Origin of the sequence: Curtobacterium sp. SP.BCo (assembly GCF_051903265.1) — a bacterium.
GTDB lineage: Bacteria > Actinomycetota > Actinomycetes > Actinomycetales > Microbacteriaceae > Curtobacterium.
On record NZ_CP194337.1, the window covers coordinates 2,528,627 to 2,550,652 of the forward strand.

Here is a 22,026-nt window from a genome sequence, read left to right on the forward strand (position 1 = left end):
GTCGTCGCGGCCGGTGCCGTCAGCCTACGTCCGCTGCGCGGCGGGGACCAGGCCGAGGTCCGCCAGTTCGGCGTCGTCGAACATCCGCGATCGGGTGAGGAAGCGTTTGCCCTCCGGGACCTCGAGGGAGAAGCCCGCACCACGACCGTCGACGACGTCGATCGTGAGGTGGGTGTACTTCCAGTACTCGAACTGGGACTTCGACATGGAGACCTCGACCGGGTCCATCCCCGCGATGTCGAGCGCGCCGAGGAGCACGTCACCGGAGCCGGTCGTGAACATGCCGACGGGGTAGCACATCGGGCTGGAGCCGTCGCAGCAGCCGCCCGACTGGTGGAACATGAGCGGACCGTGCCGGGCGGCGAGGGAGCGCAGGAGCTCCGCCGCCGCCGGCGTGACCGCGACGCGGTCGGTGCTCATCAGAAGAACCCCATCGGCCCCTCGGCGTAGGACACGAGCAGGTTCTTCGTCTGCTGGTAGTGCTCGAGCATCATCTTGTGGTTCTCGCGCCCGATGCCGGACTGCTTGTACCCGCCGAACGCCGCTCCGGCCGGGTACTGGTGGTAGGTGTTCTCCCACACGCGCCCGGCCTGGATGTCCCGGCCCGCGCGGTAGAGCGTGGTGGCCTCGCGACTCCAGACGCCGGCGCCGAGTCCGTACAGCGTGTCGTTCGCGATCGAGATCGCCTCGTCGTACCCGCTGAAGGACGTCAGCGCGAGGACCGGGCCGAAGATCTCCTCCTGGAAGATCCGCATCGAGTTGTCGCCCTCGAAGACCGTCGGCGTGACGTAGTACCCGCCGGAGAGCTCCCCGCCGAGGTCGGCCCGTTCGCCGCCGACCAGGAGCTTCGCACCCTCCTGCTTGCCGATGTCGATGTAGCTCAGGATCTTCTCGAGCTGGTCGTTCGAGGCCTGCGCGCCGATCATCGTCGACAGGTCCAGCGGGTGGCCTTGCTTGACCGCCCGGACGCGGTCCAGGCCGTCGGCGACGAAGCCGTCGTAGATCTCCGTCGCGACGAGTGCCCGCGACGGACACGTGCACACCTCGCCCTGGTTGAGGTTGAAGAACGCGAAGCCCTCGAGGGCCTTGTCGTAGAAGGCGTCCTTGTCCTGGGCGACGTCCGCGAAGAACACGTTCGGGCTCTTGCCGCCGAGCTCGAGCGTCACCGGGATGAGGTTCTGGGACGCGTACTGCATGATGAGCCGGCCGGTGGTGGTCTCGCCGGTGAAGGCGACCTTCCGGATGTCCGGGTGCTGCGCGAGCGGTGCGCCGACCTCGATGCCGAAGCCGTTCACGACGTTGAGCACCCCGGCGGGCAGCAGGTCCCCGATGAGGTCGATGAGCACGTGGATCGACGCCGGGGTCTGCTCGGCCGGCTTGAGCACGACGCAGTTGCCCGCGGCGAGGGCCGGTGCGAGCTTCCACACGGCCATGAGGATCGGGAAGTTCCACGGGATGATCTGCCCGACGACGCCGAGCGGCTCGTGGAAGTGGTACGCCACCGTGTCGTGGTCGATCTCCCCCGTCGACCCCTCCTGCGCGCGGACGGCGCCGGCGAAGTAGCGGAAGTGGTCGATGGCCAGCGGGATGTCCGCGCCGATGGTCTCGCGGATCGGCTTGCCGTTCTCCCACGTCTCGGCGACCGCGAGCGCCTCGAGGTTCTGCTCCATCCGGTCGGCGATCCTGTTGAGGATCCCGGCACGCTCGGCGACGCTCGTGCGCCCCCAGGCCGGGAACGCCTTCCACGCCGCCTCGACGGCGCGGTCCACGTCGGTGGAGTCACCACGGGCGATCTCGGTAAAGACCTTGCCGGTGACGGGGGTCGGGTTCTCGAAGTACTGGCCACCGGCCGGCGGGACGTACTCGCCGCCGATGTAGTGGTCGTACCGGGAGCGGTACGAGACGACGGAGCCCTCCTCGCCGGGGGCGGCGTAGGTGGTGGGCGACGGTGCGATGGTCATGGTGGACACCTTTCGACGACTCTGTCGGGGCGCTGGGTCCGCGCCTGTCCGCAGGCTACGACGGCGCACGTTGCATCCGGTTGCACGAACCGGACGCCGCGGCGGCAGGTACCGTCGAGACGAGCCGTTCGACAGGGAGGAGTGCCCGTGGACTCTCGTGCCGTCCGTACGTTCCGCGTGTTCGTCGTCGTCACCGCCGTCGTCGCGATCGCCCTCGGCGTGGTCGCGATCGTGTGGCCGCGCCCGTCACTGGTCGTGGTCGCGCTGCTGTTCGGCGTGTACCTCGTCGTCGCGGGTGCCCTGCGCGTCCTCGCCGCCGTCCGGGGTCACGGTACCCCGCGGGTGTGGCGCTGGACCTCTGGCGTCGTCGGCGCCCTCGTCGGGATCGCCGGCCTGCTGGCCCTGCTCGACCCGACGATCCCCCTGCTCGTCTACGCCGTGCTGGCGGGGGCCGGCTTCATCATCGAGGGCATCGCGTCGCTCGTCGGCGGGTTCGTCGGGCACCCGGGGTCCTCGCGTGTCCCCACCGTCGTGAGCGGCGTGCTGTCCATCGTCGGCGGCGTGGTGGTGCTCGTCGCCCCCGGACTGGCGCTGACGGTCTTCATGGTGTTCTCCGGCATCGCGCTCATCGTCGTCGGTGCCGCCGCCCTGCTGCTGCTGCCGCCGCGCGCAGCCGCCCGCCGCTGAGTCGGCGCGGCGTCGTCCCCTTCGTCGTCCTGACGAGCCCGTCGGCCACGCTGCCCGCTCCTGCTGAACATCCGGTCGAGCTGCGCACGCTGGTGACTGTTCATGAACCGCCGCTCGACCACGATCGCGAATCCGATGCAGACCACCACGGTCACGGGAACGACCAGCGCCAGCATCACGACGAGGTGCAGGGGCGTCGGGAGCCCGAGCGGCAGGAGCAGGAGGTTCCCGAGCGCCAGCAGTGGGCTGTGGAGGAGGTAGACGCTGTACGAGACGAGGCCGAACTCGACGATCCGACGTCCGGACAGCAGGTGACGTGCTCGGGCAGTGCCGCGAACCCCCGTGCGGTACCCGTCGGCCAGGACCGCCAACAGCAGGGTCGTTCCGACACCGACGGCCACGCCGGTGATCGGGGTCGCGAGCCCGGTCGGGAGCACCACCGCTGCGAAGGCCCCGAACAGGATCACGAGCGAGAGCACGAGGGTTGCCCGGTGGTGCCGCAGCAGGACGCGGGCGAGCCACGGGCGTCGCTCGTCGAGGGCTTCATCGGGACCTGAGATCAGGAACGCCCCGTACATCCCGAGGCCGAAGACCACCAGGAAGTGCGGCGCCGACCAGGCACCGACCCCGGTGACGATCATGGCTCCGGCGGCGACGGACAGGATCGCCAGGACCACCATCGGACCGGTCCGCCGCCAGAGCACGAGCAGCACGGGCATCAGCAACGAGAGCTGCAGCTCGACCGGCAGGCTCCAGAGCGGACCGTTGATCGTCGAGATCCACTCGGGAGACAAGTTGTGGACGAGGAAGACGTGCGCCACGATCGCCTGCAGGGTGACCGGGAGCTTGGCATCCCATTCCGTGCCGGCCGGCGCTGCCAGGACCGGCACGAAGGCGATGAGGGCGAGGGAGATCGTCAGGGCGGCCAGGTACGGCGGGACGAGTCGGCGGATGCGGCGGCCGGCGTAGCCGCGGAACGTGCCCCCGAGGCTGAGCCGGTCACGCCGACCGATCGCCAGCATCAACGTGAAGCCCGAGATCGCGATGAAGGCCGGCACACGGACCTCACCAGCGGCCAGCAGGTGGAACACCGCGGGCATCGATGCCTGCAGGTCTCCGGTCATCCCCGTGTAGTGCGCGGTGTGCCCGAGGATAACGAGGATCGCGAGGATGCCGCGCACGCCGTCGATGTACGCGAGGTCCAAGCGTTGCGTACCACCGGTTCGCATCGAGGACGTCATCCCACCATGCTACGTCTGGTGTTCTGGTATTTCAAGTGGTCAGGCCGAACCGGTGCCGAACAGCAGGCCGAGTCCGTAGGTCACCGCGGCGGCGCCGAACCCGATGGCCAGCTGCCGCAGCGCCCGTCGGAGCGGCGACGCCCCGCTGAGCACGCCGACGACGGCCCCGGTCCCGAGCAGGGCGATGCCGACCAGCACCGCGGCGACCGCGATGGCGGCCCAGCCCTGCAACCCGAACAGGTACGGCAACACCGGGATGATCGCCCCGGAGGCGAAGAAGCAGAAGCTCGAGACCGCCGCGCTCATGCCGTTGCCGATGGCCTCGTGGTCGTCGACCGGGGCGGGTGTGGTGATCGCCGTCCCGCCGAGGACCTCGTCCGCGTGCGCCTGCGCCTCCGGCTCGCTCATCCCGCGCGCCCGGTAGACCAGCACCAGTTCGTTCGCGTCGACGTCGAGGTCCGCGACCGCCCGGCCCGCCTCGGGGTGTGGCGCGGAGGCGGTGAGGAGCTCTCGCTGCGAACGGACGGAGACGTACTCCCCCGCGCCCATCGACAGCGCACCGGCCAGGAGCCCGGCGATGCCGCTCAGCAGCACGAAGTGCCGGTCGGCACCGGACGCGCTCACGCCGATGATGAGGGCGAGGTTCGACACCAGGCCGTCGTTGGCGCCGAACACCGCCGCGCGGAACGTGCCGGACAACCGCATCCGGCCGCGGTTGGCGAGTCCCCGGACGACCTCGCCGTGGATGCGTTCGTCGGCGGCCATCGTCGCGGTGGCATCGGCGTCGTCGGCGTAGGGCGAGCGGTCTTCGGCGCGCTGCATGAGCGCGAGCACGAACACCGACCCGAAGCGTTTCGCCAACGCGGCGAGCACCCGGGTCCGCAGGCTCCCCCGCTGCGGTCGGCCGACGTCGCCGCCGAGCAGGTCGAGCCAGTGCTGCTCGTGCCGTCCCTCGGCCTCGGCCAGCGCCGACAGGATCTCGCGCTCCTCACCCGACCGACGGGCGGCGAGGTTCCGGTAGACGGCCGCCTCGGCCCGTTCGTCGGCGAGGTAGCGGCGCCAACGGCGCACGTCGGCGCGTTGCGCCGTGGATCCGGTCGGGAGGCTCACAGCAGCCATCATGCCGTCTCCCGTCGACCCCGGCGCACGCCCACCGCCGTCTGTGGACGGACGCCCTCCGGACGCGACCGGTGCAGGGAGAACGCGACAGGGCGCGGACCGGAGGCCGCCGACGCTGGTGCGCCGTGCCTCCCGGTCCGCGCCCTGTCGGACGTCGGGTGCTGTCGTCAGTCGCGGACGTAGGCCGGAGCGGCCTCGGCGTGCGCGTCACCGACGCGGTGCACGCGGAGGTCGTTCGTCGACCCCTCGATGCCGGGAGGGGACCCGGCCGTCACGATGACGCGGTCGCCGGGAGCGGCCAGGCCGTTCTCCAGCAGGACGTCGTCCACCTGCGAGAAGAGCTCGTCGGTGTGGGTCTTGCGCTCCACCAGGAACGAGCGGACGCCCCAGGTGAGCGCCATCCGGCGACGGGTCGCCTCGTTCGGGGTGAAGGCGATGATCGGCAGACCGTGGCGCAGGCGCGACATGCGACGCGCGGAGTCGCCCGACTCGGTGAACACGCAGAGGTACGAGGCCTCGGTGAACTCCGCGATCTCGACCGCGGCGAGGGTGATCGCACCACCGAGGGTGCGCGGCTTCGTGCCGAGCGGCGCGATGCGCTCGAGACCGTGGTCCTCCGTCGACTCGACGATGCGGGCCATGGTGCGGACCGTCTGCACCGGGTACTCTCCGACGCTGGTCTCGCCGGAGAGCATGACCGCGTCCGCGCCGTCGAGGACCGCGTTCGCGACGTCGGACGTCTCGGCGCGGGTCGGGATCGGCGACGAGATCATCGACTCGAGCATCTGCGTCGCGACGATGACCGGCTTCGCCATGCGGCGGGCGAGCTCGACGGCGCGCTTCTGCACGATCGGGACGGCCTCGAGCGGGAGCTCGACGCCGAGGTCACCGCGGGCGACCATGATGCTGTCGAACGCGTCGATGATCTCCTCGAGCGCGTCGACGGCCTGGGGCTTCTCCACCTTCGCGATGACGGGGAGGCGCTTGCCCTCCTCGTCCATGATCTCGTGGGCGCGGTCGACGTCGGCGGCGTTGCGCACGAACGACAGCGCGATGAGGTCAGCGCCCTGGCGGATCGCCCAGCGGAGGTCCGCCTCGTCCTTCTCGCTCAGCGCGGGGACGTTCACTGCGACGCCGGGCAGGTTGATGCCCTTGTTGTTGGAGACGGTGCCGGCGACGACGACCTCGGTGCGGACGCGGACACCGTCCGTGTCGAGCACGCGCAGGCGCACGCGACCGTCGTCGATGAGCAGCGGGTCGCCGGGCTTGACGTCCTGCGGGAGACCCTTGAACGTCGTGCCGCAGATCTCCTTCGAGCCGGGCACGTCCTCCGTCGTGATGGTGAACACGTCACCGACCGCGAGGTCGTGCGGGCCGTCGGCGAACTTCGCCAGGCGGATCTTCGGGCCCTGCAGGTCGACGAGGATCGCGACCGGCTTGCCGAGCTCCTCGGCGGCGCGACGGACGTTCACGTAGTTGGCCTCGTGGACGCTGTAGTCACCGTGGCTGAGGTTGAGGCGGGCGACGTCGACGCCCGCTTCGATGATCTCCTTGACGGTCTCGTAGTCCGACGTTGCCGGTCCGAGCGTCGAAACGATCTTTGCGCGTCTCAATGGATTCCTTCGTGGTGGTGGATGGTGCTTGGGTTTCCGCGCTGTGGGGCCGCGCGGAACGAAGCGAGGCCACCAGCACCCTATCGAGTGCCGGTGGCCTCCTGCTCACGTGCGGGTGAGCATCAGATGGAGATCGCCCGGTCGGTGGCCTTCACGGGCGCCGGCAGGATCGTCGAGCCCTCGAGGTACTCGTCGACCTTCGCAGCGGCCGCACGACCCTCGGCGATCGCCCACACGATGAGCGACTGCCCACGGCCGGCGTCGCCCGCGACGAAGACCCCGGGCTCGTTCGTCGTGTAGTCGGCCTGCCGCGACACCGCACCGGACACCGTCACCGGCAGCCCGAGCTGCGGCTCGAGCGTCTCCGTCTCGGGTCCGGTGAAGCCCATCGCGATGAGGACGAGGTCCGCGGGGATCTCGCGCTCCGTGCCGGCCTTCGGGACACGACGTCCGTCGAGGTACTCGGTCTCGGCGACGCGCAGGGCCCGGACCTCGCCGGCCTCGTTCGCCAGGAACTCGACGGTGGAGGCCAGGTAGTGGCGCTCACCGCCCTCCTCGTGGGCACTGGTGACCTCGAACACGGTCGGGAACATCGGCCACGGCTGCTCGGACGGTCGCTCCAGCGGCGGCTGCTTGCCGATCGCCAGGTTCGTCACGCTGAGCGCGCCCTGCCGGTGCGCGGTCCCGATGCAGTCCGCACCGGTGTCACCGCCGCCGATCACGATGACGTGCTTGCCCTCGGCCGTGAGCTGGTTGTCGACCTTCGTGCCGGCGTTCGCCTTGTTCTGCTGCACGAGGTAGTCCATCGCGAAGTGCACGCCCTCGAGGTCGCGCCCCGGGATCGGCAGGTCGCGCGGCACCGTGGCGCCGGTCGCGACGACGACGGCGTCGTAGCGGGACTTCAGGTCGTCCCACGTGATGTCCCGGCCGATCTCGACGCCTGCACGGAAGCGGGTGCCCTCGGCCTGCATCTGGGCGAGCCGCGCGTCGACCTGGCGCTTCTCCATCTTGAAGTCCGGGATGCCGTAGCGGAGCAGGCCGCCGATCCGGTCGTCGCGCTCGTACACCGCGACGGTGTGTCCGGCGCGGGTCAGCTGCTGCGCGGCGGCGAGGCCGGCGGGGCCGGAACCGACGACGGCCACCGTCTTGCCGGTCAGGCGCTCCGGCGGGTGCGGGGTGACCCAACCGTTCTGGAACGCCTCGTCGATGATCGAGACCTCGACCTGCTTGATCGTCACGGGCGGCTGGTTGATGCCGAGCACGCACGAGGCCTCGCACGGCGCCGGGCACAGGCGGCCCGTGAACTCCGGGAAGTTGTTCGTGGCGTGCAGGCGCTCGATGGCCTGCCGGCCTTCGCCGCGCCAGGTGAGGTCGTTCCACTCCGGGATGAGGTTGCCGAGGGGGCAGCCCTGGTGGCAGAACGGGACGCCGCAGTCCATGCAGCGACCGGCCTGGCGCTTGAGCGCGCCGGACTCCTGCTGCTCGTAGACCTCTTTCCAGTCCATGAGCCGCACGGGGACGGGTCGTCGGGCCGGGAGCTCGCGCTCCTGGACCTTCAGGAAGCCCTTCGGATCAGCCACCAGTTACCTCCAGGATCCGGTTCCAGACGACGTCGCCGTCGGGGTCGAGCCCCTCGTCGACGGCCTGCTGTCGGGTTTCGAGCACTGCCGCGTAGTCGCGCGGCAGCACCTTCACGAAGTCGCTCAGGTCGCCGGACTCAAGCAGCTCGCTCGCGAGCGACGATCCCGTCTCGGCAGCGTGCCGCGCGAGCAGGTCGTTCACGATCTCGACGTCGGCACTGTCGAGCGGGCTGAGCCGGAGCTCCCCGCTCGCGAGCGAGTCGGTGTTCACGTGCTCCTCGCGCAGGCCGCGGACGTACGCCGTGCCACCGGACATGCCGGCACCGAGGTTCCGGCCGGTCTCGCCGAGGATGAGCGCGAGACCACCCGTCATGTACTCGAGCGCGTGGTCGCCCACGCCCTCGACGACCGCGGTGGCACCGGAGTTGCGGACCAGGAACCGCTCGCCCACGATGCCGCGGATGAACATGCTGCCCTGGGTGGCGCCGTAGCCGATGACGTTGCCGGCGATGACGTTCTGCGCCGGGTCGAAGCCGGAGCCGGCGTCCGGACGCACGACGATCTCGCCGCCGGACAGCCCCTTGCCGACGTAGTCGTTGCTGTCGCCGACGAGCCGCAGCGTGATGCCGGCCGGCAGGAACGCGCCCAGCGACTGCCCGGCCGAGCCACGCAGCGTGACGTCGATCGAGCCGGACGGCAGCCCGTTCTCGCCGTGACGCAAGGTGACCTCGTGCCCGAGCATCGTGCCCACCGCGCGCTCCGTGTTGCGGATCGGCAGGTCGAGGGCGATCGTGCCGCCGTGCTCGAGGACGTCGGCGGTCTGCTGGATGAGCTGCACGTCGAAGTGCTGCTCGAGCTCGTGGTCCTGGTCGCGCTGGTGCCGTCGGGGTTCGTCGGCCGCGAAGTGCGGGCCCTTGAGGACGGGCTCGAGGTCGAGGCCGGACGCCTTCCAGTGCTCGACCGCGCGGTCCACGTCGAGCGCGTCGGCGTGGCCGATCGCCTCTTCCAGGGAGCGGAAGCCGAGCTCGGCGAGGAGCTCGCGGACCTCCTGCGCTATGAACTCGAAGAAGTTCACGACGAACTCGGGCTTGCCGCTGAACCGCTTCCGGAGCTCCGGGTTCTGCGTGGCGACGCCGACCGGACAGGTGTCCAGGTGGCAGACGCGCATCAGGATGCAGCCCTCGACCACGAGCGGTGCGGTCGCGAAGCCGTACTCCTCGGCGCCGAGCAGCGCGGCCACGACGACGTCACGGCCGGTCTTCATCTGTCCGTCGACCTGCACGACCACACGGTCGCGCATGCCGTTGAGCATGAGCGTCTGCTGCGTCTCGGCGAGGCCGATCTCCCACGGGGTGCCCGCGTGCTTCAGCGAGTTCAGGGGCGATGCACCCGTCCCGCCGTCGTGCCCGGACACCAGCACGACGTCGGCGAGGGCCTTCGTGACACCGGCGGCGACGGCCCCGATGCCGGACTGGCTCACGAGCTTCACGTGGACGCGTGCGGACGGGTTGGCCCGCTTCACGTCGAAGATGAGCTGCTTGAGGTCCTCGATCGAGTAGATGTCGTGGTGCGGCGGCGGCGAGATGAGCCCGACACCGGCGGTCGCGTGCCGGGTGCGGGCCACCCACGGGTAGACCTTGGTCGGGGGCAGCTGGCCGCCCTCGCCCGGCTTCGCGCCCTGCGCCATCTTCAACTGGATGTCGGTGGCGTGCGTCAGGTACATGCTCGTGACGCCGAAGCGCCCGGACGCGACCTGCTTGATCGCACTGCGCCGCTCCGGGTCGAGCAGGCGGTCGACGTCCTCGCCGCCCTCGCCCGTGTTCGACCGACCGCCGAGGCGGTTCATCGCGATCGCGAGCGTCTCGTGCGCTTCCTTCGAGATGGAGCCGTACGACATGGCGCCGGTGTTGAAGCGCCGCACGATCGACTCGATCGGCTCGACCTCGTCGAGCGGGATCGGCTTCCGGGCGCCCGAGGCGAAGCGGAACAGTCCACGGAGCGTCATGAGCTCCTCGGACTGGTCGTCGACCGCCTTGGAGTACTCGCGGAAGATGTCGTACCGGCGCGCGCGCGTCGCGTGCTGCAGCCGGAACACGGTGTCCGGGTTGAACAGGTGCGGCGGTCCCTCGCGACGCCACTGGTACTCGCCGCCGGTCTGCAGGCGCTCGTGCGAGAGCACGGCGCCGTCCTGCGGGTACGCCTGGGCGTGCCGCTCGGCGTTCTCCTTCGCGATGACCTCGATGCCGACACCGCCGAGGATCGACGACGTCCCGGTGAAGTACCGGTCGACGAACTCCTGGCTGAGACCGACGGCCTCGAACGCCTGGGCGCCCGCGTAGCTCGACACGGTCGAGATGCCCATCTTCGACATGATCTTCAGCACGCCCTTGCCGAGCGCCTTGATCACGTTCTTGACGGCCTGCTCCGGCGTGACGCCGCTGATCATGCCCTGCCGGACGAGGATCTCGCAGGTCTCCATCGCCAGGTACGGGTTGATCGCCGAGGCGCCGTAGCCGATCAGGGTCGCCACGTGGTGCACCTCGCGCACGTCGCCGGCCTCGACGATCAGGCCGACCTTCATGCGCTGCTCGGTGCGGATCAGGTGGTGGTGCACGGCCGCGAGCAGCAGGAGGCTCGGGACCGGCGCCTGCTCGGCGTTGCCGTCACGGTCGGACAGCACGATGAACTGCTTGCCGGACTCGATCGCCGCGTCGACCTCGTCACAGACCGCCGCGATGCGCTTCTGCATCGCCTTCTTGCCCGCGTCGACCCGGTACAGCCCCTTGATCGTCACGGTGAGGTGCCGGCCGGAGTCCGTCTCGAAGTGCTGGATCTTCGCGAGTTCGTCGTTGTCGATGACCGGGAAGTCGAGGGTGATCTGCTTCGCGTGCTCCGGGCCGGCGGTGAGCAGGTTGCGCTCCGGACCGAGGCCCATCCCCATCGAGGTGATGACCTGCTCGCGGATCGAGTCGAGCGGCGGGTTCGTCACCTGGGCGAACTGCTGCGTGAAGTAGTCGAACAGCAGTCGGGGACGCTGGGACAGCACCGCGATCGGGGTGTCCGAGCCCATCGCGCCGAGCGGCTCCGCACCGGTCTGCGCCATCGGACGCAGCAGGATCCGGACCTCTTCCTCCGTGTACCCGAAGGCGCGCTGGCGACGCGTCACCGACGCCGGGGTGTGCACGATGTGCTCCCGGTCGGGCAGGTCGCCGAGGTTGATCCGCCCCTGCTCGAGCCACTCGCCCCACGGGCCGGAGGTGGCGAGCTCGCGCTTGACCTCGTCGTCCTCGATGATGCGGCCGGCCTCGGTGTCCACCAGGAACATCCGGCCCGGGCGCAGACGCCCCTTCCGCACGACCTTGTCGGCGGGCACGTCGATGACACCGGTCTCCGATCCCATCACGATGAGCCCGTCGTCGGTGACGAGGAACCGTCCGGGACGGAGGCCGTTGCGGTCGAGGGTGGCGCCGACGACCGAACCGTCGGTGAAGGTGATGGCTGCGGGGCCGTCCCACGGCTCCATGAGCATCGAGTGGTACTCGTAGAACGCCCGGAGCTCGGGGTCCATCCCGACCTGGTTCTCCCACGCCTCGGGCACCATCATCGACACGGCGTGCGGCAGGGACCGACCGGTCAGGGTCAGGAGCTCGAGGACCTCGTCGAACGACGCCGAGTCGCTCGCGCCGGGACTGACGATCGGCAGCAGCGGCGCCATGTCACCGAGGAGCTCGCTCTGCAGCTGGGACTGGCGCGCACGCATCCAGTTGCGGTTGCCGCGCACGGTGTTGATCTCGCCGTTGTGCGCGAGCGTGCGGAAGGGCTGGGCGAGCGGCCACGACGGGAAGGTGTTCGTCGAGTAGCGCGAGTGCACGATGGCGAGCTTCGACGCGAAGCGCTCGTCGCTGAGGTCCGGGTAGAACGGCTCGAGCTGCAACGTCGTGACCATGCCCTTGTAGACCATGGTCCGGCTCGACAGCGACATGAAGTAGACGTCGCTGTCGTGCTCGGCGCGCTTGCGGAGCCGGAAGGCCTGGCGGTCGAGCGCGATGCCACTCCAGGACTCGCCGTGCACGTCGTGCCGGATCGAGGCGACGAACAGCTGCTGGAACGCGGGCATCGCGGCACGGGCCAGGGTCCCCAGAACCTCCGGACGGACCGGGACCTCACGCCACCCGAGGACGCGGAGGCCCTCTTCGCGCGCGAGCCGCTCGACGGCGCCCTGCACCGCGTGCCGGTCGTCCTCGTCCACGGGCAGGTACGCGGTGCCGACCGCGTACTCCCCCGCGGCGGGCAGGTCGAACGGGACCTCGTCGCGGAAGAACGCGTCGGGGACCTGGCAGAGGATCCCGGCGCCGTCACCGGTCCCGGCGTCGGAGCCGACGGCACCGCGGTGCTCGAGGTTGCGCAGGGCGCCGAGCGCCGCGTCGACGATGTCGTGGCCGGCCGTGCCGCGGAGCGTCGCGACCATGGCGAGGCCGCACGCGTCCTTCTCGTTCGCCGGGTCGTACATGCCGGCGGCGTCCGGGATCGCGGAGAACCGGCGGTGCGGGGGCAGGAGGCCTGCGGACTGGAGTGGCTGGAGCGCCATGGGGAACCGTCCTCACGAGGAAGTGGAACAGGGACAGCGGTGGCCCGGTGGTGCGTTCCGCCCGAACGGGCGGGACTGGTGCCCGTGCCCGCCGTCAGCGGTGTGCCCTGACGGCGTGCGAGGTGTCGGACCCGCTTGTGGCAGGGTCCAGGGGGTGCGGCTGGCCGTCGTGGTCGACTCGGGATCGGCCACGCGGAGGGGTGCGTCCTAGGCGCGACCAGCCGCGGTGGTGCTGACCGGATCGGAGCCGTCGACCGCCGCCGGAGCGTCGCCGTCGTCCTCCGACCAGGTGTCGTCCGAGTCTACATCCGACTTCGAGCGCGGCTCGCGACCGGGCAGGTACGGGCTCGGCTCGTTGCCGGTGTGCCGCTTCGACTGGACCAGGAAGATGACGATGCCGAGCAGGATCGCCGCGAACGACATCCACACGTTCGTCCGGATGCCGAAGAACGTCTCGCTCGTGTCGACGCGGATGGACTCGAGCACCGAGCGGCCGACGCCGTACCAGATGAGGTAGAGCGACAGGACCTTGCCCCACTGCAGGCGGAACTTCTTGTCGAGCAGCAGGATCACGACGACGCCGACGACGTTCCAGATGATCTCGTAGAGGAACGTCGGGTGGAACAGCGTGCCCTCGGGCAGGCCCTTCGGGAACGCTGCGTTCGACGACTCGATCTGCAGACCCCACGGCAGGCTGGTCGGCATGCCGAACAGCTCGTGGTTGAAGTAGTTGCCGAGACGGCCGAAGGCCTGGGCGAGCAGGACGCCCGGCACGACGGCGTCGATGAAGGCGGTGAAGCGCAGACCGACCTGGCGGCAGCCGATCCAGGCGCCGACGGAACCGAGGATCAGCGCGCCGAAGATGGCGAGCCCGCCCTCCCAGACGTAGAGGAAGGACAGCGGGTCGCGGCCCGGACCGAAGTAGTCGCTGACGTGCGTGAACACGTGGAACAGGCGCCCGCCGATGATGCCGGCCGGCACCGCCCAGATCGCGATGTCGATGATGATCCACCGCTCGACGCCGCGCGCGTTGAGGCGACGGTTGGCGAGCACGACCGCCGCGACGATCCCGAGGAGGATGCAGATCGCGTAGGCGTGGATGCGGAAGTCGAGGGGCAGCGACCAGCCGAACACGTCGCGCAGCCAGGCCGTGAGGTCGAAGTACTGCCAGGCGGTGCTCGGGCTCGGGATGCTCAGGAGGGGCATGGAGGTGCTGTCGCCTTTCGGTACTGGCTGGGCGCGGTGCCGACGTCGCGTCGGCCCCGCTCACTGTAGCGCGGGACGCGCGTCCGTCAGGAACCGTGGGAGCGGTCCTGTGGGAACTGTGACCATGGAGGTCGGACTGGAGGCGCGGTGCGGGTGAGCCGGTCGACTCACCGACACCGTGCCTCCTGTCCGACGGTCAGCGGCGCTGCGCGCCGGAGGTGAGGTCCGCAGCGCGGTCGGCCACGCCCTGCACCCCGAGGTCGGCGAGGGCGCGCACGAAGGCGGAGCCGACGATGGCACCGTCGGCGTACTCGAGGACCTCGCCGACCTGGTCGGCCGTCGAGATGCCGAGGCCGACGCAGGTCCGCGCGACACCGGCGTCACGGAGGCGTGACACCACGGTGCGGGCTGCCGCGTCGACGCCGACGCGCGCGCCCGTGACGCCCATCGTGGAGACCGCGTAGACGAACCCGCGGCTGGAGTCGACCGCCTGCTGCATGCGGACGTCCGACGACGACGGCGCCGCGAGGAACACCCGGTCGAGACCGGTGCGCTCGGACTCACGGATCCACTCGGTGCCCTCGTCCGGGATCAGGTCCGGCGTGATGAGCCCGGCGGCGCCGGCGGCGACGAGGTCGTCGGCGAACCGCTCGACCCCGTACCGGAGCACCGGGTTCCAGTAGGTCATCACGAGCACCGGGACGTCGGCGCGCTCGGTGATCTGGTGCACGGCATCGAACACCTGCGCGACCCGGAAGCCGTTCGCCAGGCTCTCCTCGGCGGCGCGCTGGATGACCGGGCCGTCCATCACGGGGTCGGAGTACGGCAGTCCGAGCTCGATGACGTCGACGCCGTTCTCGGCGAGGGCCACCGCGGCGTCGACGCTCGTCTGCACGTCGGGGTAACCGGCGGGCAGGTAGCCGATGACGGCCCCGGCGCGCTCGGCGTTCGCCGTGTCGATGGTGGTCGCGACGGATCGGCCCGTCGTGCGTTCGTCCGTGTTCACAGCTGCACCGCGTTCTCGTCGAGGACCCCGAAGTAGCGGCTGGCGGACGCCACGTCCTTGTCGCCACGTCCGGAGAGGTTCACCAGGATGACGCCGTCGGGACCGAGCTCCTTGCCGAGCTTGATCGCGCCGGCCAGGGCGTGCGACGACTCGATGGCGGGCAGGATCCCCTCGGTGCGGCTGAGGAGCCGGAAGGCCTCCATCGCCTCGTCGTCGGTGATCGGCTCGTAGGTGGCGCGACCGATCGACGCGAGGTACGCGTGCTCCGGGCCGACGCTCGGGTAGTCGAGGCCCGCCGAGATGCTGTGGCTCTCGATGGTCTGGCCGTCCTCGTCCTGCATCAGGTACGACTTCGTGCCCTGCAGCACGCCGGTGCGCCCGAGCGAGATGCTCGCGGCGTGCCGACCGGTCTCGATGCCGTCGCCGCCTGCCTCGAAGCCGTAGAGCTTCACCGACTCGTCGTCGAGGAACGCCTCGAAGATGCCCATCGCGTTCGAGCCACCGCCGACGCACGCGGCGACGGCGTCGGGCAGGCGACCGACCTTGTCGAGGACCTGCTGGCGGGCTTCCGCCCCGATGACCTTGTGGAACTCGCGGACCATCTCCGGGAACGGGTGGGGACCGGCGACCGTGCCGAGCAGGTAGTGCGTCGAGTCGACGTTCGCGACCCAGTCGCGCAGCGCGTCGTTGATGGCGTCCTTCAGCGTGCGCGAACCGGTCTCGACCGGGATCACCTCGGCGCCCAGCAAACGCATCCGGGCGACGTTGAGGGCCTGGCGCTCGGTGTCGACCGCCCCCATGTAGACGACGCAGTCCATGCCGAACAGCGCCGCGGCGGTCGCGGTGGCGACACCGTGCTGGCCGGCACCGGTCTCGGCGATGAGCCGGGTCTTCCCGAGCCGCTTTGCCACGAGCGCCTGCCCGAGCACGTTGTTGATCTTGTGCGAGCCGGTGTGGTTGAGGTCCTCGCGCTTGAGGATGATCCGGGCGCCGCCGGCGTGCTTGGCGAACCGGGGCACCTCGGTGATGATCGACGGCCGGCCGGTGTAGTCGCGCTGGAGGTCGTCCAGCTCCTGCCGGAACGCCGGGTCGGCCCAGGCCTCGCGGAAGGCCGCTTCGAGTTCGTCGAGCGCGAGGACCAGCGACTCGGGGACGAACCGCCCGCCGAAGTCGCCGAAGTACGGCCCGTGCAGGTCACGGAGTGAGGTCACGATGGGTCTCCCGGAACACGCCCGCCGGAGCGGGCTGGGACGAGCCCGGCGGACCGGGCTGGGATGGGCGCCGTCGTCAGCCGCGGTCGGCGGCTGCGATGAACGACGCGAGAGTGGCGGCGGGGTCGTCGCCCGTCACGAGCGCCTCCCCCACCAGGACGACGTCGGCACCCGCGGAACGGTAGTGCGCGACGTCGGCGGGACCGGCGACGGCGGACTCGGCGACACGGACGACCCCGTCGGGGATGCGGTCCGCGAGCGAGCCGAAGAGGTCACGGTCGAGCGAGAAGTCGGTCAGGTCGCGGGCGTTCACGCCGAGGATGCGCGCGCCGGCGTCGAGGCCACGGGAGACCTCGTCGGCGGAGTGCGCCTCGACCAGGACCCGCATGCCGAGCTCCTCGGCCAGGGTGTGGAGCTCGACCAGCTGCTGCTGCTCGAGCGCCGCGACGATGAGGAGCACGACGTCCGCGCCCGCTGCCCGCGCCTCGACCACCTGGTACGGGTCGGCGATGAAGTCCTTGCGCAGCACCGGCACGCCCACCCGTGCCTTGACGGCCTCGAGGTCGGCGAGGCTGCCGAGGAACTTCCGGCCCTCGGTCAGGACGCTGATGGTCGACGCGCCGCCCCGCTCGTAGTCGGCCGCGAGGGACGCCGGGTCCTCGATCGGGGCCATCGAACCGCGGGACGGACTCGCACGCTTGACCTCGGCGAGGATCTTCACCCGGTCACCGGGCGCCAGGAACTCGAGCGCGTCGAGCGGGGACGCGACACGGTCGAGGTCGCGTTCGACGTCCGAGTACGGACGGTCGACGCGACGCGCCGCGGCGTCCTCGAGCGCGCCCGCGACGAGGGTCTCGAGCACGTTCGGCATGCCGGACCTACTCGGAGTGGTGCTTGGGGACGAACTTGGGGCCGTTCACGCCGTAGCCCGCCTTCGCCATCACGGCGCCGACGATGAGCCCGACGAGCACGACGACCGCGGAGGCCCAGACGCCCGCGGGGATGTCGAACCAGAAGAACAGCGTGCCGGCCGCGAATCCGATCAACATGATCACGACGGCGGTCCAGGCTGCCGGCGAGTGGCCTTCGCCGAGTTCTGCGGGCTCAGTGTTGCTCACGGTGCTCCTTCTGTTCCGGCGCCGTCGTTCGACCGGCGTCCCGTCGATCCTACCGGGTCGTCCCCGGATGCACCGGCACCCGGGCCGGTGTGCGCCACGTCGTGTCCGGCACCCGGGCCGGTGTGCGCGTCGTCCTCGGCGGCGTCGGCCGCGGTCGGGTCGACACCCGCGCTGAGGTCGTCCCAGTCGACGACGGCATCCCGCTCCACGGGGGCGGCGGCGCGCGCTTCCGCAGCTGCGCCGGCGGTCGCCGCGCCGTACTTCCGGCTGGGTCCGGGCCACGCGCGCTGGACGAACAGCACGACCACGCCGAGCAGCACGGCGAGCACGCCGCCCGCGATGCCGACGGCCGGCCAGGCCGAGACGTCGACGTCGGCGACCACCCGACGGACCGCCGACAGGTCGCTCACGCCGGCGACCTCGCCGACGGCGCCCTTCGACGCCGCGACCGGGTCGGTGAGGGCGGAGATGCCGGACACGACCACGCCGAGCCCGAGCAGGATCTCGACACATGCGAGGACGACCCGGACCACCCGGCCCGCGATCGTCATCGCGAGGAACAGCGCGAGGCTCGCGATCGCCAGGGCCGTGTACTGCGGCACCGCGGCCGCGCCGTCGGCGTCGACCTTCGCGGTGACCGCCGCCCCGGCGTGCAGGTGCACCGTGAACCACGTCTGCGTCCACGACAGCATGATGATGCCGGCGACGGCGAGCCCGGCGACGACGACGAGCGGTCGGGATCGGCGCGCGTTCACGACCGGACCTCGCGCATCCGGTTCGCCGTCGCGACGGCGCGCAGCGGGGCTGCCGCCTTGTTCACGGCCTCGACGTGCTCGGTCTCCGGGTCGGAGTCCGCGACGAGGCCGGCGCCGGCCTGCACCCGTGCGACGCCGTCCTTGATGAGCGCCGTGCGGATCGCGATCGCCAGGTCGGCGTCACCGGCGAAGTCGAAGTAGCCGACGACACCGGCGTAGGCGCCGCGCCTCGCGGGTTCGAGCTCGTCGATGATCTCCAGCGCCCGCGGCTTCGGTGCGCCCGAGAGCGTGCCCGCCGGGAACGTCGCGCGGAACACGTCGATCGCCGAGGCGTCCGGGCGGACCGCACCCTCGACACTCGACACCAGGTGCATGATGTGGCTGAACCGCTCGACCGTCATGAACTCGGTCACCGCGACGGTCCCGGGCTCGCAGACCTTCTGGAGGTCGTTGCGCGAGAGGTCGACGAGCATCAGGTGCTCGGCGCGCTCCTTCGGGTCCTCGAGCAGGTCCTCGCCGAGCCGGACGTCCTCTTCCGGCGTGGCGCCGCGCGGACGGGAACCGGCGATCGGGTGCGTGATCGCCCGGCCGGCCTGCACCTTCACGAGGGCCTCCGGCGAGGCGCCGACGATCCAGAACGGCTGGTCCTCGGTGTCCGCGAGCGACAGGAAGTACATGTACGGGCTCGGGTTGAGCGTCCGCAGCACGCGGTAGACGTCGAGCGGGTCGGCCGTGACCTCGTGGTCGAACCGCTGCGAGATGACGACCTGGAAGACGTCGCCGTCGCGGATGAAGTCCTTCGACCGCACGACCGACGCCTGGTACTCGGCCGGGGTCGACCGGTGCGTCGGGGTGGGCTCGGCGATGTCGAACGCCTCGGCCACGGTCGCGATGCTCGGCGCGACGAGGTCGGCCTGCATCCGGTCCAGGCGGGCCTGCGCGTCGGACCAGAGCGTGTCGACGTCGTCGGTGCCGTCGTTCAGCACGCTCGCGACGAGCAGGACGAGACCGGTGCGGTGGTCGAGCGCTGCGAGCTCGGAGACGAACGCCAGCGCCTGACCGGGCACGTCGAAGTCGGCCGGGGGCACGTTGGGCAGGTGCTCGAGCTGCCGCACGGCCTCCCACCCGATGAACCCGACGGTGCCGCCGACGAGCGGCGGGGTGCCCGGGATGCGCGGGGTCGCCCACCGCTCGTGCAGCCGGGCCAGGACCTCGAGCGGTTCGCCGTCGAGCGAGTCGACGGCTCGGGACGCCGGGATGCCGGTGTCGATCCACGCAGCACGGTCGCCGTCCTGCGTGAGCACGCCGAAGCTGCGCACGCCGACGAAGGACCAGCGCGACCACAGGCCGCCCTGGCCGGCGGACTCGAGCAGGAAGGTGCCGGGACGGCCGTCCGCGAGCTTGCGGTAGACACCCACCGGCGTCTCGCTGTCCGCGTAGAGCGCACGCACGACCGGGACGACGCGGTGGTCGCCCAGCAGGGCGTCGAACTCCGGCCGGGAGGTCGTGTGCGGCTGGTCGGAGAGCGTCGCCGTGGTCATCGGGTCGCCTCCACGGCCTCGGTCACCGGAGCGGACGCGGTCGCGTCCGTCGGCGCGGACGCCGTCACCGGCTCGAGGGGGTCGACGTCGAAGCAACGGTGCGCGCCCGTGTGGCACGCGGCGCCGACCTGCTCGACGGTCACGAGGAGCGTGTCGGCATCGCAGTCGAACGCCGCACCGCGCACGTACTGCGCGTGCCCCGAGGTGTCGCCCTTGCGCCAGTACTCGTTGCGGGAGCGGGACCAGAAGGTAACCCGTCCCTCGGTGAGGGTGCGGCGGAGGGCTTCGCGGTCCATGTAGCCGAGCATGAGGACGTCCTTCGACGATTCCTCCTGCACGATGGCCGGGAGCAGCCCGTCCGCACCGAACCGCGCGCGGTCGAGGACCGCGTCCGTGCTGGTGCTGGTGCTGTCGGTCATGAGACTCCTAGCGTACGGCGTGCCCGGACGCGCGCAGCGCGGCCTTGACGTCACCGATGGTCAGTTCGCCACGGTGGAAGACGCTCGCCGCGAGGACCGCGTCCGCACCCGACTCGACGGCCGGGGCGAAGTGCTCGAGACGACCCGCGCCTCCCGACGCGATGACCGGCACCGAGGAGACCGCACGGACCGCGGCGACGAGCTCGAGGTCGAACCCGTTCTTCGTGCCGTCGGCGTCGATGGAGTTGACGAGCAGCTCCCCCGCGCCGCGTTCGACGGCCTCGCGGGCCCAGGCGATCGCGTCGAGGTCGGACTCGGTCCGACCGCCGTGCGTCGTGACGACGAACCCGGACGGCATCCGCTCGGACCGCTTGACGTCGAGGGAGAGCACGACGGCCTGCGCGCCGAACCGGTCCGCGATCTCGCCGACGAGTTCCGGCCGGGCGATCGCCGCACTGTTCACACCGATCTTGTCCGCGCCGCACTGCTGCAGCCGCGACACGTCGTCGACGCTGCGCACGCCACCGCCGACCGTGAGCGGGATGAAGACCTGCTCCGCCGTGCGGGTCACGGTGTCGTACATCGTCGCGCGGTTCTCGACCGTCGCGCCGACGTCGAGGAAGGTCAGCTCGTCCGCACCCTGCTCGTAGTAGCGGGCCGCGAGCTCCACCGGGTCACCGGCGTCCTGCAGGTCGAGGAAGTTCACACCCTTGACGACCCGGCCGCCCTGGACGTCCAGGCAGGGGATGACCCGGACGGAGACCCCGCTCACAGCCGTGCTGCGTGGATCGGGCTGACGAGGATGGCGCGGGCGCCGAGGTCGTACAGCGCGTCCATGATGAGGTTCGCGTCCTCGCGCGGGATCATCACGCGCACCGCCGACCAGTCGCGACCGTGCAGCGGCGAGACGGTCGGCGACTCGATGCCGGACGCCACGGCGGTGGCCTGCTCGAGGAGCGCGGTCGGGATGTCGTAGTCGAGCATCACGTAGCCGCGGGCGACGAGCACGCCCTGCAGCCGACGACGGAGCACGTCGATGCCCGGGATCGTCTCGTCGGTCGAGACCAGGAGCGCGGTCGACTCGAGGATGACCGGGCCGAAGATCTCCAGGCCGGCCTGGCGGAGCGTGCTGCCGGTGGACACCACGTCGGCGACGGCGTCGGCGACACCGAGGCGCACGGCGCTCTCGACCGCGCCGTCGAGCTTCACGAGGGTCGCGGTGACCCCGTGCTTCGCCAGGAAGTCCCCGACGAGGCCCGGGTAGCTCGTCGCCACCCGCACGCCGTCGAGGTCCTGCAGGGTGCTGAACCGTCCGGGGGTCCCGGCGAACCGGAACGTCGAGTCGGCGAACCCGAGCGCGTCGACCTCGTGCGCGGCGGACCCGGAGTCGAGCAGCAGGTCGCGGCCGGTGATGCCGACGTCGAGCGCGCCCGAGCCGACGTAGGTGGCGATGTCACGCGGACGGAGGAAGAAGAACTCCACCCCGTTGCGCTCGTCGAGCAGGTGGAGGGCCTTCGGGTCGCGGCGACCGGCGTACCCGGCCTCCCGCAGCATCTCGGAAGCGGTCTCGGAGAGGGAGCCCTTGTTGGGCACGGCGATGCGGAGCATCAGGTGGTCTGCTTTCTGTGGGAGTGGTCCGGGACGGTCTGGGCCGGCGCAGGACGCGCCTTCCTACAGATGTCGCCAGACGTCCGCCGGGGTGAGGCCCTTCGCGATCATGAGCACCTGCAGGTGGTACACGAGCTGCGAGATCTCCTCCGAGGTGCGCTCGTCGCCCTCGTACTCGGCCGCCATCCAGACCTCGGCTGCCTCTTCCACGATCTTCTTGCCGATCTGGTGCACGCCGGCGTCCAGTTCGGCGACGGTGCCGGAGCCCTCGGGGCGCGTGCGCGCCTTCTCGGTGAGCTCCTGGAACAGGTCGTCGAACGTCTTCACGCCGACCAGGCTACCGTCCTCGGCCGTCGAGTCCGCCGTACCGTCC

Annotated in this window: 18 protein-coding genes and 1 pseudogene; 1 reads left to right on the forward strand and 18 read right to left on the reverse strand. The window is 70.9% G+C overall.

Annotated features, from left to right (window positions below; genetic code table 11):
- Window positions 1–24: 24 nt before the first annotated feature.
- Both ACRQ4B_RS12040 and exaC read right to left on the reverse strand, forming a co-directional pair.
- The gene (locus ACRQ4B_RS12040; protein ID WP_439691668.1) at window positions 25–420 is read right to left on the reverse strand and encodes a DUF779 domain-containing protein; all 396 of its coding nucleotides are present in this window, start codon (window positions 418–420) and stop codon (window positions 25–27) included.
- Window positions 420–1,961, reverse strand: a complete 1,542-nt coding sequence (gene exaC, locus ACRQ4B_RS12045; protein WP_439691669.1) for an acetaldehyde dehydrogenase ExaC — start codon at window positions 1,959–1,961, stop codon at window positions 420–422. The genes ACRQ4B_RS12040 and exaC overlap by 1 nt, the downstream gene beginning before the upstream one ends.
- Before the next feature lie 147 nt (window positions 1,962–2,108).
- On the opposite strand from exaC, the gene ACRQ4B_RS12050 reads away from it, so the two are divergent.
- Window positions 2,109–2,648 (forward strand): HdeD family acid-resistance protein, encoded by a 540-nt coding sequence (locus tag ACRQ4B_RS12050; protein WP_439691670.1) that lies wholly within the window; start codon window positions 2,109–2,111, stop codon window positions 2,646–2,648.
- Window positions 2,649–2,800: 152 nt separating this feature from the next.
- Here the strand turns inward: ACRQ4B_RS12050 and ACRQ4B_RS12055 are convergent.
- From ACRQ4B_RS12055 to ACRQ4B_RS12130, 16 genes and pseudogenes are all read right to left on the reverse strand, one after another.
- Window positions 2,801–3,889, reverse strand: a pseudogene (locus tag ACRQ4B_RS12055) (acyltransferase family protein); the annotation flags it as partial.
- A 39-nt stretch (window positions 3,890–3,928) separates the two neighbouring features.
- Window positions 3,929–5,008 carry a VIT1/CCC1 transporter family protein gene (locus ACRQ4B_RS12060; protein WP_439694387.1) on the reverse strand — a complete coding sequence of 360 codons (1,080 nt, stop codon included), beginning with the start codon at window positions 5,006–5,008 and terminating at the stop codon, window positions 3,929–3,931.
- A 167-nt stretch (window positions 5,009–5,175) separates the two neighbouring features.
- Complete coding sequence (gene pyk / locus ACRQ4B_RS12065; RefSeq protein ID WP_439691671.1) at window positions 5,176–6,621, reverse strand: pyruvate kinase; 1,446 nt, start codon at window positions 6,619–6,621, stop codon at window positions 5,176–5,178.
- A 122-nt stretch (window positions 6,622–6,743) separates the two neighbouring features.
- The gene (locus ACRQ4B_RS12070; RefSeq protein WP_439691672.1) at window positions 6,744–8,201 is read right to left on the reverse strand and encodes a glutamate synthase subunit beta; all 1,458 of its coding nucleotides are present in this window, start codon (window positions 8,199–8,201) and stop codon (window positions 6,744–6,746) included.
- A complete protein-coding gene (gltB, locus tag ACRQ4B_RS12075) occupies window positions 8,194–12,789 on the reverse strand; it encodes a glutamate synthase large subunit (protein WP_439691673.1) in 4,596 nt (1,531 codons plus the stop codon). Before gltB ends, ACRQ4B_RS12070 begins: the two co-directional genes overlap by 8 nt.
- Window positions 12,790–12,996: 207 nt before the next feature.
- Entirely contained in the window at window positions 12,997–13,995 is a 999-nt protein-coding gene (lgt, locus tag ACRQ4B_RS12080) for a prolipoprotein diacylglyceryl transferase (protein WP_439691674.1), read from the reverse strand.
- 196 nt (window positions 13,996–14,191) lie between these two features.
- Window positions 14,192–15,001, reverse strand: coding sequence for a tryptophan synthase subunit alpha (trpA, locus tag ACRQ4B_RS12085; protein ID WP_439691675.1), 810 nt, complete (start codon window positions 14,999–15,001; stop codon window positions 14,192–14,194).
- Window positions 14,998–16,212: a tryptophan synthase subunit beta gene (trpB, locus tag ACRQ4B_RS12090; RefSeq protein WP_439691676.1), complete on the reverse strand. Its 1,215-nt coding sequence runs from the start codon at window positions 16,210–16,212 to the stop codon at window positions 14,998–15,000. Before trpB ends, trpA begins: the two co-directional genes overlap by 4 nt.
- Before the next feature lie 76 nt (window positions 16,213–16,288).
- Window positions 16,289–17,074 carry an indole-3-glycerol phosphate synthase TrpC gene (trpC, locus tag ACRQ4B_RS12095; RefSeq protein WP_439694388.1) on the reverse strand — a complete coding sequence of 262 codons (786 nt, stop codon included), beginning with the start codon at window positions 17,072–17,074 and terminating at the stop codon, window positions 16,289–16,291.
- 16 nt (window positions 17,075–17,090) lie between these two features.
- Window positions 17,091–17,330, reverse strand: a complete 240-nt coding sequence (locus tag ACRQ4B_RS12100) for a DUF6704 family protein (RefSeq protein WP_439691677.1) — start codon at window positions 17,328–17,330, stop codon at window positions 17,091–17,093.
- Window positions 17,327–18,085, reverse strand: a complete 759-nt coding sequence (locus ACRQ4B_RS12105) for a Trp biosynthesis-associated membrane protein (protein ID WP_439691678.1) — start codon at window positions 18,083–18,085, stop codon at window positions 17,327–17,329. The genes ACRQ4B_RS12100 and ACRQ4B_RS12105 overlap by 4 nt, the downstream gene beginning before the upstream one ends.
- Window positions 18,082–19,626 carry an anthranilate synthase component I gene (locus tag ACRQ4B_RS12110; RefSeq protein ID WP_439691679.1) on the reverse strand — a complete coding sequence of 515 codons (1,545 nt, stop codon included), beginning with the start codon at window positions 19,624–19,626 and terminating at the stop codon, window positions 18,082–18,084. Before ACRQ4B_RS12110 ends, ACRQ4B_RS12105 begins: the two co-directional genes overlap by 4 nt.
- Window positions 19,623–20,045: a phosphoribosyl-AMP cyclohydrolase gene (hisI, locus tag ACRQ4B_RS12115; protein ID WP_439691680.1), complete on the reverse strand. Its 423-nt coding sequence runs from the start codon at window positions 20,043–20,045 to the stop codon at window positions 19,623–19,625. Before hisI ends, ACRQ4B_RS12110 begins: the two co-directional genes overlap by 4 nt.
- Window positions 20,046–20,052: 7 nt before the next feature.
- Complete coding sequence (gene hisF, locus ACRQ4B_RS12120) at window positions 20,053–20,817, reverse strand: imidazole glycerol phosphate synthase subunit HisF (RefSeq protein WP_439691681.1); 765 nt, start codon at window positions 20,815–20,817, stop codon at window positions 20,053–20,055.
- Window positions 20,814–21,653: an ATP phosphoribosyltransferase gene (hisG, locus tag ACRQ4B_RS12125; RefSeq protein WP_439691682.1), complete on the reverse strand. Its 840-nt coding sequence runs from the start codon at window positions 21,651–21,653 to the stop codon at window positions 20,814–20,816. The genes hisF and hisG overlap by 4 nt, the downstream gene beginning before the upstream one ends.
- A 63-nt stretch (window positions 21,654–21,716) precedes the next feature.
- Entirely contained in the window at window positions 21,717–21,980 is a 264-nt protein-coding gene (locus ACRQ4B_RS12130; protein ID WP_079238914.1) for a phosphoribosyl-ATP diphosphatase, read from the reverse strand.
- Between the last annotated feature and the right edge of the window lie 46 nt (window positions 21,981–22,026).

Bases quoted from the DNA above. Each gene is read 5' to 3' on its own strand.
- ACRQ4B_RS12110 (WP_439691679.1), bottom strand. From the start codon at position 19,626: ATGACCACGGCGACGCTCTCCGACCAGCCGCACACGACCTCCCGGCCG.
- gltB (WP_439691673.1), bottom strand. From the start codon at position 12,789: ATGGCGCTCCAGCCACTCCAGTCCGCAGGCCTCCTGCCCCCGCACCGC.
- hisG (WP_439691682.1), bottom strand. From the start codon at position 21,653: ATGCTCCGCATCGCCGTGCCCAACAAGGGCTCCCTCTCCGAGACCGCT.
- lgt (WP_439691674.1), bottom strand. From the start codon at position 13,995: ATGCCCCTCCTGAGCATCCCGAGCCCGAGCACCGCCTGGCAGTACTTC.
- ACRQ4B_RS12040 (WP_439691668.1), bottom strand. From the start codon at position 420: ATGAGCACCGACCGCGTCGCGGTCACGCCGGCGGCGGCGGAGCTCCTG.
- exaC (WP_439691669.1), bottom strand. From the start codon at position 1,961: ATGACCATCGCACCGTCGCCCACCACCTACGCCGCCCCCGGCGAGGAG.
- hisI (WP_439691680.1), bottom strand. From the start codon at position 20,045: ATGACCGACAGCACCAGCACCAGCACGGACGCGGTCCTCGACCGCGCG.
- ACRQ4B_RS12060 (WP_439694387.1), bottom strand. From the start codon at position 5,008: ATGGCTGCTGTGAGCCTCCCGACCGGATCCACGGCGCAACGCGCCGAC.